Source organism: Caballeronia catudaia (genome assembly GCF_001544755.2).
In the GTDB taxonomy this organism is placed as follows: Bacteria; Pseudomonadota; Gammaproteobacteria; order Burkholderiales; family Burkholderiaceae; genus Caballeronia; species Caballeronia catudaia.
The window spans coordinates 15,464-29,788 of record NZ_FCOF02000017.1 but is presented as its reverse complement, the minus strand read 5'-3'; the positions used below and the strand labels follow the sequence as shown (position 1 = coordinate 29,788).

Sequence of the window (14,325 nt, the reverse complement as noted above, 5' to 3'; positions counted from 1 at the left end):
GGCGCGGGCGGCGCGGCCGATATAATGCTTTATCGCCATCCGCATGGAAACCACCCAGTTCGCATATCGAATCGTCACGGTGGCTGGCGCGGACTGAACGGCTGAGAGAAGTACAATGGCGAATCTGCTCTCGCCCTCGCTGATTTTTCGTGGCATCGGGAGCGCGTCAAACGCTCCCGCGCCCGCCGGAGCCAAGTGCGCCGCTTCTATCCTCCACGCAACGTATCCATTCGAATTCCATGGCCCAATACGTCTTCACCATGAACCGCGTCGGCAAGATCGTCCCGCCGAAGCGTCAGATCCTGAAAGACATCTCCCTCTCCTTCTTCCCCGGCGCGAAGATCGGCCTGCTCGGCCTGAACGGTTCCGGCAAATCGACGCTCATCCGAATCATGGCCGGCGTCGACAAGGACATCGAAGGCGATGCCACGCCGATGCCCAACCTGAACATCGGCTACTTGCCGCAGGAACCGCAGCTCGATCCGCAGCAGACCGTGCGTGAAGCCGTCGAAGAAGGTCTCGGCGATGTCTTCCTCGCGCAAAAGAAACTCGACGAAATCTACGCCGCCTACGCCGAACCCGACGCCGACTTCGACAAGCTCGCCGCCGAGCAGGCGAAGTACGAAGCCATCCTCGCGACGAGCGACGGCGGCAGCCCCGAGCAACAGCTCGAAGTCGCCGCGGACGCGCTGCGCCTGCCCGCGTGGGACGCGAAAATCGAACATCTGTCGGGCGGCGAAAAACGCCGCGTCGCGCTCTGCAAGCTGCTGCTGCAAAAGCCCGACATGCTGCTGCTCGACGAGCCGACCAATCACCTCGACGCCGAATCCGTCGAATGGCTCGAACAGTTCCTGACGCGCTATCCGGGCACCGTCGTCGCGGTGACGCACGATCGCTACTTCCTCGACAACGCCGCCGAATGGATTCTCGAACTCGACCGCGGCCACGGCATCCCGTGGAAGGGCAACTATTCGAGCTGGCTCGACCAGAAGGAAGACCGCCTGAAGCAGGAAGAAGCGAGCGAATCCGCGCGGCAGAAAGCCATCAAGAAAGAACTCGAATGGGTGCGCCAGAATCCGAAGGGCCGTCAGGCGAAATCGAAGGCGCGTATCGCGCGATTCGAAGAGCTCAACAGCCAGGAATACCAGAAGCGCAACGAAACGCAGGAAATCTTCATTCCGGTCGGCGACCGGCTCGGCAATGAAGTCATCGAGTTCAAGAACGTCAGCAAGGCATATGGCGATCGTCTGCTCATCGACAATCTGAACATGAAGATTCCGGCGGGCGCGATCGTCGGCATCATCGGGCCGAACGGCGCGGGCAAGTCCACGCTGTTCCGCATGCTGACCGGCAAGGAGCAGCCGGATTCGGGCGAAATCATCAAGGGGCCGACGGTCAAGCTCGCGTACGTCGATCAGAGCCGCGATGCGCTCGCCGCCGAAAAAACCGTCTTCGAGGAAATCTCCGGCGGCGCCGATGTGCTCACGGTCGGTAAATACGAAACGCCGTCGCGCGCGTATATCGGCCGATTCAACTTCAAGGGCAGCGATCAGCAAAAGCTCGTCGGTAATCTGTCGGGCGGCGAGCGCGGCCGTCTGCATCTGGCGAAGACGCTCATCGCGGGCGGCAATATGTTGCTGCTCGACGAGCCGTCGAACGATCTCGACGTCGAAACGCTGCGTGCGCTCGAAGACGCGCTGCTCGAATTCGCCGGCTCGGTCATGGTGATCTCGCACGATCGCTGGTTCCTCGACCGCATCGCGACGCATATTCTCGCGTTCGAAGGCGATTCGCACGTCGAGTTCTTCGACGGCAACTATCAGGAATACGAGGCCGACAAGCGCAAGCGTCTCGGCGAAGAAGCCGCGAAGCCCAAGCGTCTGCGCTACAAGCCGATCACGCGCTAACCTCTGAAGTAAAAGCCTATGCGGGCGCGCGCACCGACATCAGGCAGAAAAGTGGCGACCGTGTACGACGCAGTCGCCACTTTTTTTTCGAGCGGACTTCGATAAGGAGACACACGCAGATGGCGGGATCGAGCGCGCGGCGGGGAGCGCTTTGGGCAATCGGGATCGTCGTGGCGCTCGTCGTCGTGGCGACGGGCGGCTGGCTCTTCTTCGTGCATCAGATGAAAGAGCGCATCATCGAGACGCTCGGACCGAACGGATCGGTCGAGGAAATCGATGTCGGCTTCGGTCATGTGACGCTCTCGCGCGTGCGGCTGCGCGGGCCGAAAGACTGGCCCGCCGCCGATGCGATGCGCGCCGAGCGCATCGTGCTCGATGTCGACATGCATTCGCTCATCGCGAAGCCGATTCATCTGCGCAGCGTGAGCGTCGACAACTACTATCTGTCGATCGTCCGCTCGACCGATGGCCGCGTGCGCATCCTGCCGGGACTCAAGGAAACCGCGCGCGAAGTCGACGCCAAAACCGACAGCAAGGAGCGCACCGAGCGAGAAGCGCACGCGAGAGAGGAAAAGCTGATCGATCGCGTGTCGTTCGAACGCGGCTCGATGGAGTTCTACGACAGCACCGTGCAGGACCCGCCGTATCGCGTGCTGATCGGCGATGCGCGCGCCACTGTCGAACACATTCACCTGCCCGCCCTCACCGATCGCACCGAACTCGCGATGACCGGCTCGATCAAAGGGCCGTCGCATACGGGCACTGTCACGTGGGGCGGCTGGATGATCATCGCGAACAAGGATTCGCAGACGCGGGCTACGCTGCGCAATGTCGATGTCGCGACACTCGATCCGTATCTGCTGAAGAAAGCCGGCGCGAAGGCGGCGGTGACGGGCGGCACCATCGACATGGTCGTCGACGCTACAGTGAAGGGCTATCGCATCCACGCGCCGGGCACGCTCACGCTGAATCACCTGCAGATCAGCGACACCGGCAATCCGCTCGACACGTTCCTCTCGATTCCGACCAAGGCGGCGATCGCCGCGCTCAGCAACCGCAAGGAGCAGATCAAGCTCGATTTCGTGCTCGACGGCGATCTGCGCGATCCGAAGTTTTCGCTCAACGAAAGCCTTTCGAAGAAGCTCGCGGCGGGCTTCGCGAAGGCGCTCGGCGTCAGCGCGGAAGGCATCGCCCGCGGCGCGGGTGACACCGTGCGGGGAATCGGCAACGCGCTGAAAAGCCTGCTCGGGCAGTAGCGCTGCTCTAAATCGGCAGCGCCAGTGCCCGCAGCTTAGCTTCGGTTTCCAGCGCGCCGGTGTAGTGAACGCCGTGCCAGCCGAGCGCGGTCGCGGCCTGCGCGTTCTTCAGGTTGTCGTCGATAAAGATGAGTTCGTCCGGCCGAATGCCCGGCAGATGCCGTTCGATTTCCGTGCGCATCAGCCCGAAAATCTGCGGATCGGGCTTCACGAGACCGACGCGCCCCGACACGACGATCTCCCTGAACTTGCGCAACACGTCGAAGCGTTCCCACGCATACGGAAACGTCTCCGCCGACCAGTTCGTCAGGCCGAAGAGCGGCACGCCCACGGCCTCCAGCCGATCGACGAGCGCAACGCCCTCTTCCAGCACGCCCGACACCATCTCCGGCCAGCGCGCATAGAACGCGCGAATCAGCGCTTCGTGCTCGGGATGAAGCGCGATCAGTTCGGCGGTGCCTTCCTCGATGGTCTGCCCGCCGTCCTGCTGCACGACCCATTCCATCTTGCAGACGTTATCGAGAAACCAGCGGCGCTCGGTCTCCTCCGGAATCAACTGCTTGTAAAGATATTCGCGATTCCAGTCGATCAGCACGCCGCCAAAATCGAACACGACTGCCTTGATGGTCATTGCCCGCCGCTCCTTTGCATCCTTGTGTCAGATCGCCTTCGTCCGTTCTTCGAGCCACGCGAGCGCCTTGCCCGACACATGCGGCGACACGCGCGAGCGCACCGTCGCGTGATACGCGTTGAGCCACGCGCGGTCGTCCTCGCGCAACAACGTCAAGTCGATGCAGCGCGTATCGATCGGGCACAGCGTCAGCGTCTCGAAATCGAGAAAATCGCCGAACTCGGTCTTGCCGGCCGCCTGGTTCATCACGAGATTCTCGATGCGGATGCCCCACTTGCCCGGCCGATAGATGCCCGGCTCGATCGACGTGATCATGCCCTCTTCCATCGCCGTCCAGGGTTCGGCGGGCGCGTAGTGCGAAATCACCTGCGGCCCTTCGTGCACGTTCAAGAAGTAGCCGACGCCGTGTCCGGTGCCGTGACCGTAGTCCGCACCCGCTTCCCAGATCGGCGCGCGGGCGATCGAATCGAGCATCGGCGAACGGATGCCGCGCGGAAAGCGCGCACGCGACAGCGCGATCGTGCCTTTCAAAACCGTCGTGAAATCGCGCTTGTGCTCGGCCGTGATCGTGCCGATGGGCACGACCCGCGTGATGTCCGTCGTGCCGCTCAGATATTGACCACCGGAATCGATCAGCAGCAAACCATTGCCTTCGATCACCGCATGCGACGCCTCGGTCGCGCGGTAATGCGGCATCGCGCCGTTGGCGTTGAAACCGGCGATCGTGCCGAAGCTCAGCGTGACGAAGCCCGGCCGGCGCGCGCGTGCGGCGGTGAGCTTTTCGTCGATCGTGAGCTCGGTGATGCGCTCGCGGCCGAGCGCCTCTTCGAACCACGCGAAGAATTCGGCGAGCGCGGCGCCGTCCTGCTCCATCGTCGCGCGAATGTGCTCCGCTTCCGCCGCCGTCTTGCGCGATTTCGCGAACGTCGACGGATTCACCGCCTCGACAATCGCAACCGTCGCCGGCACTCTCTCCAGCAGGCCGTGCGTGATGCGGCGCGGGTCGACCAGAAGCGTGGCGCCCGCGGGCAGCGACGCGAGCGCGTCGGGCGCGCCGGCGTAAGCGGCCACGCGCACGCCGTCGCGCGCGAGCGATTCGACGAGCGCAGCGGGAACCTTGCCATCGGCGACGAATACGGTCGCGTCATTGATCCCGATGAGCGCATGCGCGACGAACACCGGGTTGTAGCTCACGTCGCCGCCGCGCAGGTTGAAGATCCATGCGAGATCGTCGAGCGTGGACACGAAGTGCCATTGCGCGCCTTTTGCGCGCATCGCCTCGCGCACTGTCGCGAGCTTCGCCGTGCGTGCGACGCTCGCGTGCGGCGCGGCATGTTCGTAGACGGGCGCTTCCGGCAAGCCGGGGCGTGCTTGCCACACGGAATCGAGCAAATCGAGATCGGTGCGCAACACGATGCCGCGCGCCGTCAGCGCATCGGACAATGCGCGCGCCGCCGCGACGCCGAGCACGGCGCCATCGACCGCGACGGTCGCACCCGCCGGGACGTTCTCCGCGAGCCATTCGACATGCGGCGCGGTCTGCTGGCCGCCCATCATCTTCATCAATTCGATGCCGGTGCCCGCGAGTTGCGTCTCGGCCTGCGTCCAGTAGCGGCTGTCGACCCAGACGCCCGCGAAATCCGCCGTCACCACGAGTGTGCCGACCGAGCCGGTGAAGCCCGAAAGCCATTGGCGTCCTTGCCAGCGCTCGGGCAGATATTCGGAAAGATGCGGGTCCGCGGACGGAATGAGCACTGCGGCGAGCTTTTCGAGCGCCATCTGGCCGCGCAGCGACTCGACTCGTCCCGCGAACATGGCGGGCTCCGGAATGGCTGAATCTGCGATGCGATCGTTCATGAAATCACCTGCGTGAAAGCCCGCGTGGGGCGCGAAGAGCACGGCGGGCGGCGAGGATTGCTCATCGCCCGTCAGATAAAAAGATCAGCGGCGCGCCGCCAGGCTGACCGTCGTCGTCACGACCAGAAATGCGAAGACCGAGCATGCCAGCCATTCGAGCGTATCGCCGTCGTGATAAACATCGACGATATTGCCCAGCATGCGCGCGACGACCGTCGCCAGTATGCCAGCGGCGACGGCCGTCCAGATGCGGCCCGCCGGACCGCGTGCGACACGGCCCGCGCGCCGCAGCGGATGCAGCCACCAGCCCGCCGCGCCGATGACCGCGCCGAGGAAGATCAGCCCGATCCAGCCCATCAGCGGCCACGCCCTATCGGATCGAGTTTTTTGCGACGTGGAGGATTTCGGGTGACGGGCATGGCTTCGGCAATTCCGGATGGTTGCAGGCGCGCGCTTAGCGTAGCGGATGAGTTTAGGGGCCGGATATGGGGAAGGCAAGACTCGTTCTTTTCGTGCCGCTCACGCGCACTGCCTTCGGCAAGGAGCCGTTTAAGATCGATCTGCGATTCTTCCGATTTGTGTGAATCGATTCGGCTGTTAGGATTTTTCCCGTAATGGCGCGCTCATTTATTTCGAATCTTCAATGAATGCGGCGTAAATAAACTTGGGCCTCGAATTCGGGTTCAACATGTCAATCGCGTTACTTATGAAAGCGGACTAGCGTTTTCGAGGCATACATTTTCCATATGACAGAAACCAACCTGATTTCGCTGCGCGGCCTCGAGTTGATCATTACGTATCGCGGTAGCAGTGAGGAGAGGCGAGACAATCTGCGCGGCGTCCTGCGACACCTGCATCGCACCTATTCGGATTACCAAGTCTGGCTGATAGAGGCTGACGCCGCGCCTACTTTCATTTGGAACGAATTCGGCGATCCGAAGATCAGGCATGTGTTCCTGCACGAGACCGGCCCATTTCCGAAAGCGCGGCTCGTCAATCTCGGCGCACTCATGACGAAGAGTCCGATTATCTGCATGCACGACGCCGATATGATCGCGAATCCAGTCTACTTCCGCGGCGCGCTCAATGCGCTCATGGACGAAGATAAAAGCGACGTGCTCTGTCCATTCACGCGCGTCCTGAATGTTTCAGGCGATCCGCGTAAGTCGTTCATCGAATCGGGCGATTTCGATCGACTGGCGCCGGTACTCGATGGCGAGCTGCCCGCCGATATCAATTTGCTGTACGACAACACCCCGGGCGCGATCAATCTTTTCAGGCGCGCGGAATTTATCCGCGTCGGCGGACTCGACCCAGCTTTCATCGGGTGGGGAGGCGAAGACGACGATCTGCTAATTCGCGCCGGACGGCTCGGTGTTCGCTGGCATTCCTTTACCGGCGCGCATGCGGCTCTCTTCCATCTGAATCACGACTCCGCTTCTCGCAACCAATCCCTCGACGAAGAAGACATTGCGAAGAACCGGCAACGAGCCTTTCGCACAAACGAGATCCCGATCGACGAACTCGAAGCGCGCGCGGCCGAACTGTCGAAATATTTTGGCTGAGCGCGCCGCGGCCTTCTGTCACACGGCACACGTCATGGTCCGTCGCACCGCTTCGACGACCGCGCGCACCGGCTTCTGGCCTCGATACGGGACGTTCGCACCCCAAATGCCACCTATAAATGAAGAAATACGCAAAAGGCTATAATATTGGGCTATCTGAAAGGCCATCGGCTTAGGCCCAAAGCATCAATCCAAACAATGCAGCTCCTCACGATCGGAATCAATCACCACACTGCGCCTGTCGCCCTGCGCGAACGCGTGGCGTTTCCGCTCGAGCAGATCAAGCCCGCCCTGGGCGCGCTGAAGGACATCTGGCTGGGGCCGCTTGCGAAGGGTTCGCCCGAGGCGGCGATCCTTTCGACCTGCAATCGCACCGAACTCTATTGCGCCACTGACGACTCCGCCGCCCGCGAAGCCGCAATCCAGTGGCTTTCGAAGTATCACCACATTCCTGTTCCCGAGCTCGCGCCGCACGTCTACGCGTTGCCGCAGTCGGAAGCCGTGCGCCATGCGTTCCGCGTCGCGTCGGGACTGGATTCGATGGTGCTCGGCGAGACGCAAATCGTCGGACAAATGAAGGATGCCGTGCGCACGGCCTCCGAAGCCGGCGCGCTCGGCACGTATCTCAACCAGTTGTTCCAGCGCACGTTCGCCGTCGCCAAGGAAGTGCGCACGACGACCGAAATCGGCGCGCAATCCGTGTCGATGGCCGCTGCCGCCGTGCGGCTAGCGCAGCGCATCTTCGAAGACGTCGCGAGCCAGCGCGTGCTGTTCATCGGCGCGGGCGAAATGATCGAGCTCTGCGCGACGCACTTCGCCGCGCAGAATCCGCGTGAACTGGTTGTCGCGAACCGCACCGCAGAGCGTGGCGAGAAGCTCGCCGGGCGCTTCAATGGCCGCGCGATTCCGCTCTCGGAACTGCCCGCGCGCATGCATGAGTTCGACATCATCGTGTCCTGCACCGCGTCGACCCTGCCGATCATCGGCCTCGGCGCGGTGGAGCGTGCTGTGCGCGCGCGCCGGCATCGGCCGATTTTCATGGTCGATCTCGCCGTGCCGCGCGACATCGAGCCTGAAGTCGGCGATCTGAAAGACGTGTTCCTCTATACCGTCGACGACCTCGGCGCGATCGTGCGCGAAGGCAATGCGTCGCGTCAGGCGGCGGTCGCGCAGGCCGAGGCGATCATCGAGACGCGCGTCGCGAATTTCATGCAGTGGCTCGACTCGCGCAGCATCGTGCCCGTGATTCGCCATATGCACACGCAAGCGGACGCGCTGCGCCGCGCCGAAGTCGAGCGCGCGCGCAAGCTGCTCGCGCGCGGCGACGATCCCGCAGCCGTCCTGGAAGCGCTGTCGCAATCGCTCACCAACAAGCTGATTCACGGCCCGACCCACGCGCTCAACCGCGCGACGCGCGAAGAGCGCGGCCAACTCATCGACCTGATGAGCGGGTTCTACCGCCACGGCACGCCGTCCGATTCGTCGGAACGTTAGCGGCCTTCTCTTTGCTATTCTCCAATGCCACGCGCCGCTAGCGCGGCGGCGTCCCCGAATTCGCAGTTTCTCAGGAGCACCGAGCTCCATCTCCGCCCGATGAAAACGAGCATGCAAAGCAAGCTCGACCAGCTTGCAAAACGGCAGGTCGATCTCAACGATTTGTTGAGCCGCGAAGACGTGACATCCGATATGGATCAATATCGGAAGCTCACGCGCGAACACGCGGAAATCAGCCCGATCGTCGATCAATACGTGCTCTGGCGTCAGGCGCTCACCGATGAAGCGACCGCGCAGGAACTGCTCGCCGATCCGTCGATGCGCGATTTCGCCGAAGAGGAAATCGGCGAAGCGCGCGAGCGCATGGCGAAGATCGAAGCCGACTTGCAGACGATGCTGCTGCCGAAAGATCCGAACGACGAGCGCAACATCTTCATCGAAATTCGCGCGGGCACGGGCGGCGACGAATCGGCGCTGTTCGCGGGCGATCTGTTGCGCATGTACCTGCGTTACGCGGAACGCAATCGCTGGACGGCCGAAACGATGTCGGAAAGCGTCTCCGACCTCGGCGGCTACAAGGAAGTGATCGTCCGCATCGCGGGGCAAGGCGCGTTCTCGCGGCTCAAGTTCGAATCGGGCGGGCATCGCGTGCAGCGCGTCCCGGCGACGGAAACGCAGGGGCGCATCCACACGTCCGCGTGCACGGTCGCCGTCATGCCGGAAGCCGATGAAATCAGCGAAGTCGTGATCAATCCGGCGGATTTGCGCATCGACACGTTCCGGGCGTCGGGCGCGGGCGGGCAGCACATCAACAAGACGGATTCCGCCGTGCGCGTCACACACTTGCCGACGGGCATCGTCGTCGAATGTCAGGACGATCGCTCGCAGCACAAGAACAAGGACCGCGCGCTGAAGGTGCTCGCCGCGCGCATCAAGGACAAGCAGTACCACGAGCAGCACGCGAAGGAAGCCGCGACGCGCAAGAGTCTGATCGGCTCGGGCGACCGCTCGGAGCGCATCCGCACATACAACTTCCCGCAAGGGCGCATGACGGATCACCGCATCAATCTGACGCTGTACAAGCTCGAATACATTATGGACGGCGATATCGACGAACTCATCGGCGCGCTCGTGTCCGAGCATCAGGCAGAGCAGCTCGCGGCGCTCGGGGAAGCGGAGTGACGGTTTCAGAGTTATTGCGGACTTCTTTTTTACCGCAGCTCGAAGCGCGCATTCTGTTGATGCACGTGCTCGGCTGGCGGCGCACGGAACTCATCACGCGCGATCTTCTGCCGCTTGCGGAAGACGCTGTCGCGCGGTTCGAAGCGTTGTCGGCGCGGCGTCTGGCAGGCGAGCCGATCGCGCAACTGACCGGCAAGCGCGAATTCTTCGGCCTCGATTTCGACGTGACGCCGGACGTGCTGATTCCGCGCCCCGAAACCGAATTGCTGGTGGAACTCGCGCTCGAAGCCATCGCCGATACGCCGAACGCGCGCGTGCTCGATCTCGGCACGGGAACGGGCGCAATCGCGGTGTCGATTGCGCATGCGCGGCCCGACGCGCGCGTGTGGGCTGTGGATCGCTCAGACGCTGCCCTGCAAGTCGCGCGAGGAAACGCCACGCGCCTTCTGGATGAAAACGCAGTCACGTTCATCCGGAGCGACTGGACCACGAATATCGAGCCGTCACTGCGCTTCGAGGCGATCGTCAGCAATCCGCCGTACATCGCGAGCGACGATCCGCATCTCGAACAGGGCGATTTGCGCTTCGAGCCGCGCGGCGCGCTCACCGATGATGCCGACGGTCTATCGGCGATTCGCATGATCATCGAGACTGCGCCGCTTCTGCTCGCGAGCAACGGCGCGTTGTGGCTGGAGCACGGTTACGATCAGGCCCGGGCCGTGCGCGGCCTGCTCGAGGCGCGCGGCTTCACCGATGTCCGTTCGGTGCGCGATCTCGCCGGCATCGAACGCTGTTCGGGCGGTCTTTTCACCGCGTGAGGCGCCCCCGCCCGCGTATTCGAAATCCGCTATCATTTCAAGAACTCTCACCGAAATCTCAAGCGCAGGAAAGACATGGATACGCAAGAACGCATCAAGCAGATCGTCGATCAGAACCCGGTCGTCCTCTTCATGAAGGGCACGGCGCAATTCCCGATGTGCGGCTTCTCCGGCCGTGCGATTCAAGTGCTCAAGGCGTGCGGCGCCGATCAGATCATGACCGTGAACGTCCTCGAAGACGACGCGATCCGCCAGGGCATCAAGGAATTCTCCAACTGGCCGACCATTCCGCAGCTTTACGTGAAGGGCGAGTTCATCGGCGGCTCGGACATCATGATGGAGATGTATCAGTCGGGCGAACTGCAACAGCTCTTCGCCGCAGCCTGAGTTTGATCCGCAAGTGAGCGCGCCCGCTGCCGCAAAACGACAGCTCATCGTCGCGATTACCGGTGCAACGGGCGCCATCTACGGCGTGCGTCTGCTCGAGACGCTGCGCCGGCTGGGCGGCGTGGAGACGCATCTGCTCGTCTCCAGCGCCGGCTGGCTCAATATCCAGCACGAACTCGACCTCGACAAAGCCACCGTCCACGCGCTGGCCGATGTCGTCCATAGCGTGCGCGATGTCGGGGCGAGCATCGCATCGGGCTCTTTCGCGACCGACGGCATGGTCATCGCGCCCTGCTCCATGCGCACGCTCGCGAGCATCGCGCACGGCCTTTCCGACAATCTCATCACCCGCGCCGCGGACGTCGTGCTGAAAGAGCGCCGCCGTCTCGTGCTGCTGGTGCGCGAAACGCCGCTCAATCTCGCACATCTGCGCAACATGACGGCCGTCACCGAAATGGGCGGCGTGATCTTTCCGCCGCTGCCGGCGTTCTATCAGAAGCCCGCAAGCATCGACCAGATGGTCGATCACACCGTTGCGCGCGTCATCGACCTGTTTGGTCTTGCTCAGCCCGTCGCTCTGCCGTGGCGGGGACTGCGCAGCGAAGATTCGGATTAACAACGCCCGCGACACAATTCGTTGCCGCGTCGGCCGTTTATCAACACTCCTCGCGGCCCTACATTGGATGGCAGAGATACCCACAGGAATTTGCCGCCATGAGCCGACTGCCCACCGTTTTCATTTCCCACGGCGCGCCGACGCTGCCAATCGACCCGTCGATGCCCTCCGCTGAATTCGCGTCGCTGGGACAGAGCCTGCCGCGTCCGCGCGCCATTCTGATGCTGTCCGCGCACTGGGGCACGGCGCAGCCGGTCGCGAGCACGGCCGAACGACCGGAAACGATTCACGATTTCCACGGCTTCCCGCGCGCGCTCTACGAATTGCGCTACCCGGCTCCCGGCGCGCCCGATCTCGCGACGCGCGCCGCCGCGCTGCTCGGCGCTCACGGCATTCCCGCCGCGACGGCCGATCACGGGCTCGACCACGGCGCGTGGGTGCCGATGCTGCTGATGTTCCCCGACGCGGACATTCCGGTTGCGCAGCTTTCGATTCAGCCACGTCTCGACGCCGCGCATCATTTCCGCATTGGCCGGGCGCTGCGTGATTTGCGCGATGACGGCGTGATGATCGTCGGCTCGGGCCAGATCACGCACAACTTGCGCATGGCCGATTTCAGCGCGCGCCCGGAAGACGCCGATCCGCGCGTAAACGAGTTCACCGGCTGGTTCGAGCGACGCATGGCCGAACGCGACATCGACGCGCTGCTCGACTATCGCGCCCGCGCGCCACATGCCGCGCTGATGCATCCCACCGACGAGCATTTGTTGCCGGTCTTCAGCGCGCTCGGCGCGGCGGCGGATGATTACCGGCTTGCGATCCAGTCGCTCGGCACGTTCCAGCGCGCGCTCGCGATGACGAACTACGTGTTCGCGGACGACTAAACAAAAAAAACCGCCTGATCGCTCAGGCGGTTTTCACTCGCGGAACACGAAACGCTCAGGCGCCGATTTCGTGAAGGATGTCGTCGCGGCTTTCGCGTTCGTCGAGATACGTCGTGCGATAGCCCGTATGCACACCCCAGTAGTAGAAGATCAGCGCGAGCACGGCGACCGCGGCCATATCCCAGCCGTACGGCAGAATTCCGTTGCCGCCGAATTCGTGACTGCCGATCAACGACAGCACTGCCATCGACGGCAAGTACGCGATGAGCCACCACGCCGCCTTCAGATCCTTCCCCCAACCCGCGAAACCGGTCTTGCCCTGAAAGTAGAAGTACACCGGCAACGCGACGACCATCAGCAGAATGATTTCGCCGGTCAGCGGCCACTTCGCCCAATAGAGCACGAGCGATGCGCATACGAACGCGAACGGTGCGACCAGGCCCATCAGCGGGATACTGACCGGACGATCGAGATCCGGCGCGGCGCGGCGCAACGCCATCAGGCTGACCGGGCCGGTCAGATAAGAGATGACCGTCGCCACCGAAATGACCGCCGCGAGTGTGCCCCAACCGCGGAAGAAGAACAGGAAGATGAACGAAACCATCAGGTTGAACCACATCGCCTGACGCGGCACGCCGTAGAACGGATGCACGTTGCCGAAGATCCTGGGCATCGTGTTGTTGCGCTCCATCGCGTAGATCATGCGCGTGGTCGTCGCCATGTAAGTCGTGCCGGTGCCGCTCGGGCTGACGAACGCGTCGATGTAGAGCAGGATCGCGAGCCAATTCAGATTGAGTGCGATCGCGAGCTCCGCGAACGGCGACGCGAAATTGAAATGCTGCCAGCCCTTCGTGACGTCCGCCGGATTCACCGCGCCGATGTACGCGACCTGAAGCAGCACATAGATCACGAGCGCGATCAGGATCGAGCCGATCACGGCGAACGGAATGCTCGTCGACGGATGACGCGCCTCGCCCGCCAGGTTCACCGGGCTCTGGAAACCGTTGAAGCTGAACACGATGCCGCTCGTCGCCACGGCGGTGAGCACTGCGGACCATCCGAACGGCGCGAAGCTGGACGTCGTGCCGAAGTTCTCCGTATGGAAGCCGGAAAAAACGAGGCCGGCGATCGTCAGGCCCGGAATCAGGAACTTGAAGATCGTGATGATCGAGTTCGCGCGGGCGAACAACTTCACGCCCCAATAATTCAGCAGGAAATAGACGATGACGAGCAAGGCCGACAACAGGAGGCCCGAGGTCGTCAGCGTATGACCGACGAACAACTCGTGCGCCCATTGGTATGGCCACGTGCTCATGTACTGGATGGACGCTTCCGCTTCGATCGGAATGACGGAGACGATCGCGATCCAGTTCGCCCACGCGCTGATGAATCCGACCAGCGCGCCGTGCGAGTAGCGCGCGTAGCGCACCATGCCGCCCGATTCAGGGAATGTCGCGCCGAGTTCCGCATAGGTCAGCGCGATGGCCAGGATGACCACGGCGCCGATGATCCACGCGCAAATTGCGGCGGGCCCGGCAATCTGGGACGCCTTCCACGCCCCGAACAGCCATCCCGATCCGATGATGGACCCGAGGCCCGTCAGCATCAGCGCCAACGGACCGATGCTTCGTTGAATCGACTTCTCTGTCACATTTTCCTCCAAATGTCTCGCATCGCCGGAACGGAAGCCCCAGCGCCGCCGCTCGGGCGAGCGAGCAAAAACCTGTC

At 62.9% G+C, this 14,325-nt stretch carries 13 protein-coding genes; 9 read left to right on the top strand and 4 right to left on the bottom strand.

Annotated features, from left to right (window positions below):
* Positions 1–239 precede the first annotated feature (239 nt).
* Both ettA and AWB75_RS19130 read left to right on the top strand, forming a co-directional pair.
* The gene (ettA, locus tag AWB75_RS19135) at positions 240–1,907 is read left to right on the top strand and encodes an energy-dependent translational throttle protein EttA (RefSeq protein ID WP_061125661.1); all 1,668 of its coding nucleotides are present in this window, start codon (positions 240–242) and stop codon (positions 1,905–1,907) included.
* 119 nt (positions 1,908–2,026) lie between these two features.
* Complete coding sequence (locus AWB75_RS19130; protein WP_061125660.1) at positions 2,027–3,163, top strand: DUF748 domain-containing protein; 1,137 nt, start codon at positions 2,027–2,029, stop codon at positions 3,161–3,163.
* A 7-nt stretch (positions 3,164–3,170) separates the two neighbouring features.
* On the opposite strand, the gene AWB75_RS19125 is transcribed toward AWB75_RS19130, so the two are convergent.
* The 3 genes from AWB75_RS19125 to AWB75_RS19115 all read right to left on the bottom strand — a co-directional run bounded on the left by AWB75_RS19125 (position 3,171) and on the right by AWB75_RS19115 (position 6,008).
* Entirely contained in the window at positions 3,171–3,794 is a 624-nt protein-coding gene (locus AWB75_RS19125) for an HAD family hydrolase (protein WP_061125659.1), read from the bottom strand.
* 27 nt (positions 3,795–3,821) lie between these two features.
* Entirely contained in the window at positions 3,822–5,609 is a 1,788-nt protein-coding gene (locus tag AWB75_RS19120; RefSeq protein WP_407642152.1) for an aminopeptidase P family protein, read from the bottom strand.
* Between the two features lie 126 nt (positions 5,610–5,735).
* Positions 5,736–6,008, bottom strand: coding sequence for a hypothetical protein (locus tag AWB75_RS19115; protein WP_061125657.1), 273 nt, complete (start codon positions 6,006–6,008; stop codon positions 5,736–5,738).
* A gap of 389 nt (positions 6,009–6,397) precedes the next feature.
* Here AWB75_RS19115 and AWB75_RS19110 point away from each other — a divergent pair, with 389 nt between their 5' ends.
* The 7 genes from AWB75_RS19110 (at position 6,398) to AWB75_RS19080 (ending at position 12,597) form a co-directional block, all read left to right on the top strand.
* Positions 6,398–7,216 carry a glycosyltransferase family 2 protein gene (locus AWB75_RS19110; RefSeq protein WP_061125656.1) on the top strand — a complete coding sequence of 273 codons (819 nt, stop codon included), beginning with the start codon at positions 6,398–6,400 and terminating at the stop codon, positions 7,214–7,216.
* 198 nt (positions 7,217–7,414) lie between these two features.
* Complete coding sequence (hemA, locus tag AWB75_RS19105) at positions 7,415–8,710, top strand: glutamyl-tRNA reductase (RefSeq protein ID WP_061125655.1); 1,296 nt, start codon at positions 7,415–7,417, stop codon at positions 8,708–8,710.
* Between the two features lie 99 nt (positions 8,711–8,809).
* Positions 8,810–9,892, top strand: coding sequence for a peptide chain release factor 1 (gene prfA / locus AWB75_RS19100; RefSeq protein ID WP_061125654.1), 1,083 nt, complete (start codon positions 8,810–8,812; stop codon positions 9,890–9,892).
* Positions 9,889–10,710, top strand: a complete 822-nt coding sequence (gene prmC, locus AWB75_RS19095) for a peptide chain release factor N(5)-glutamine methyltransferase (RefSeq protein ID WP_061125653.1) — start codon at positions 9,889–9,891, stop codon at positions 10,708–10,710. Before prfA ends, prmC begins: the two co-directional genes overlap by 4 nt.
* A gap of 75 nt (positions 10,711–10,785) precedes the next feature.
* Positions 10,786–11,097, top strand: a complete 312-nt coding sequence (gene grxD / locus AWB75_RS19090; protein WP_035509911.1) for a Grx4 family monothiol glutaredoxin — start codon at positions 10,786–10,788, stop codon at positions 11,095–11,097.
* A 13-nt stretch (positions 11,098–11,110) separates the two neighbouring features.
* A complete protein-coding gene (locus AWB75_RS19085; protein WP_061125652.1) occupies positions 11,111–11,713 on the top strand; it encodes a UbiX family flavin prenyltransferase in 603 nt (200 codons plus the stop codon).
* A 98-nt stretch (positions 11,714–11,811) separates the two neighbouring features.
* Positions 11,812–12,597, top strand: a complete 786-nt coding sequence (locus AWB75_RS19080; protein WP_061125651.1) for a DODA-type extradiol aromatic ring-opening family dioxygenase — start codon at positions 11,812–11,814, stop codon at positions 12,595–12,597.
* Positions 12,598–12,652: 55 nt separating this feature from the next.
* On the opposite strand, the gene AWB75_RS19075 is transcribed toward AWB75_RS19080, so the two are convergent.
* Complete coding sequence (locus AWB75_RS19075) at positions 12,653–14,203, bottom strand: APC family permease (RefSeq protein WP_087086690.1); 1,551 nt, start codon at positions 14,201–14,203, stop codon at positions 12,653–12,655.
* Between the last annotated feature and the right edge of the window lie 122 nt (positions 14,204–14,325).

Coding starts and splice junctions, on each gene's coding strand:
- ettA (WP_061125661.1), top strand. CDS start 240: ATGGCCCAATACGTCTTCACCATGAACCGCGTCGGCAAGATCGTCCCG.
- AWB75_RS19130 (WP_061125660.1), top strand. CDS start 2,027: ATGGCGGGATCGAGCGCGCGGCGGGGAGCGCTTTGGGCAATCGGGATC.
- AWB75_RS19125 (WP_061125659.1), bottom strand. CDS start 3,794: ATGACCATCAAGGCAGTCGTGTTCGATTTTGGCGGCGTGCTGATCGAC.
- AWB75_RS19120 (WP_407642152.1), bottom strand. CDS start 5,609: ATGTTCGCGGGACGAGTCGAGTCGCTGCGCGGCCAGATGGCGCTCGAA.
- AWB75_RS19115 (WP_061125657.1), bottom strand. CDS start 6,008: ATGGGCTGGATCGGGCTGATCTTCCTCGGCGCGGTCATCGGCGCGGCG.
- AWB75_RS19110 (WP_061125656.1), top strand. CDS start 6,398: ATGACAGAAACCAACCTGATTTCGCTGCGCGGCCTCGAGTTGATCATT.
- hemA (WP_061125655.1), top strand. CDS start 7,415: ATGCAGCTCCTCACGATCGGAATCAATCACCACACTGCGCCTGTCGCC.
- prfA (WP_061125654.1), top strand. CDS start 8,810: ATGAAAACGAGCATGCAAAGCAAGCTCGACCAGCTTGCAAAACGGCAG.
- grxD (WP_035509911.1), top strand. CDS start 10,786: ATGGATACGCAAGAACGCATCAAGCAGATCGTCGATCAGAACCCGGTC.
- AWB75_RS19080 (WP_061125651.1), top strand. CDS start 11,812: ATGAGCCGACTGCCCACCGTTTTCATTTCCCACGGCGCGCCGACGCTG.
- AWB75_RS19075 (WP_087086690.1), bottom strand. CDS start 14,203: ATGCTGACGGGCCTCGGGTCCATCATCGGATCGGGATGGCTGTTCGGG.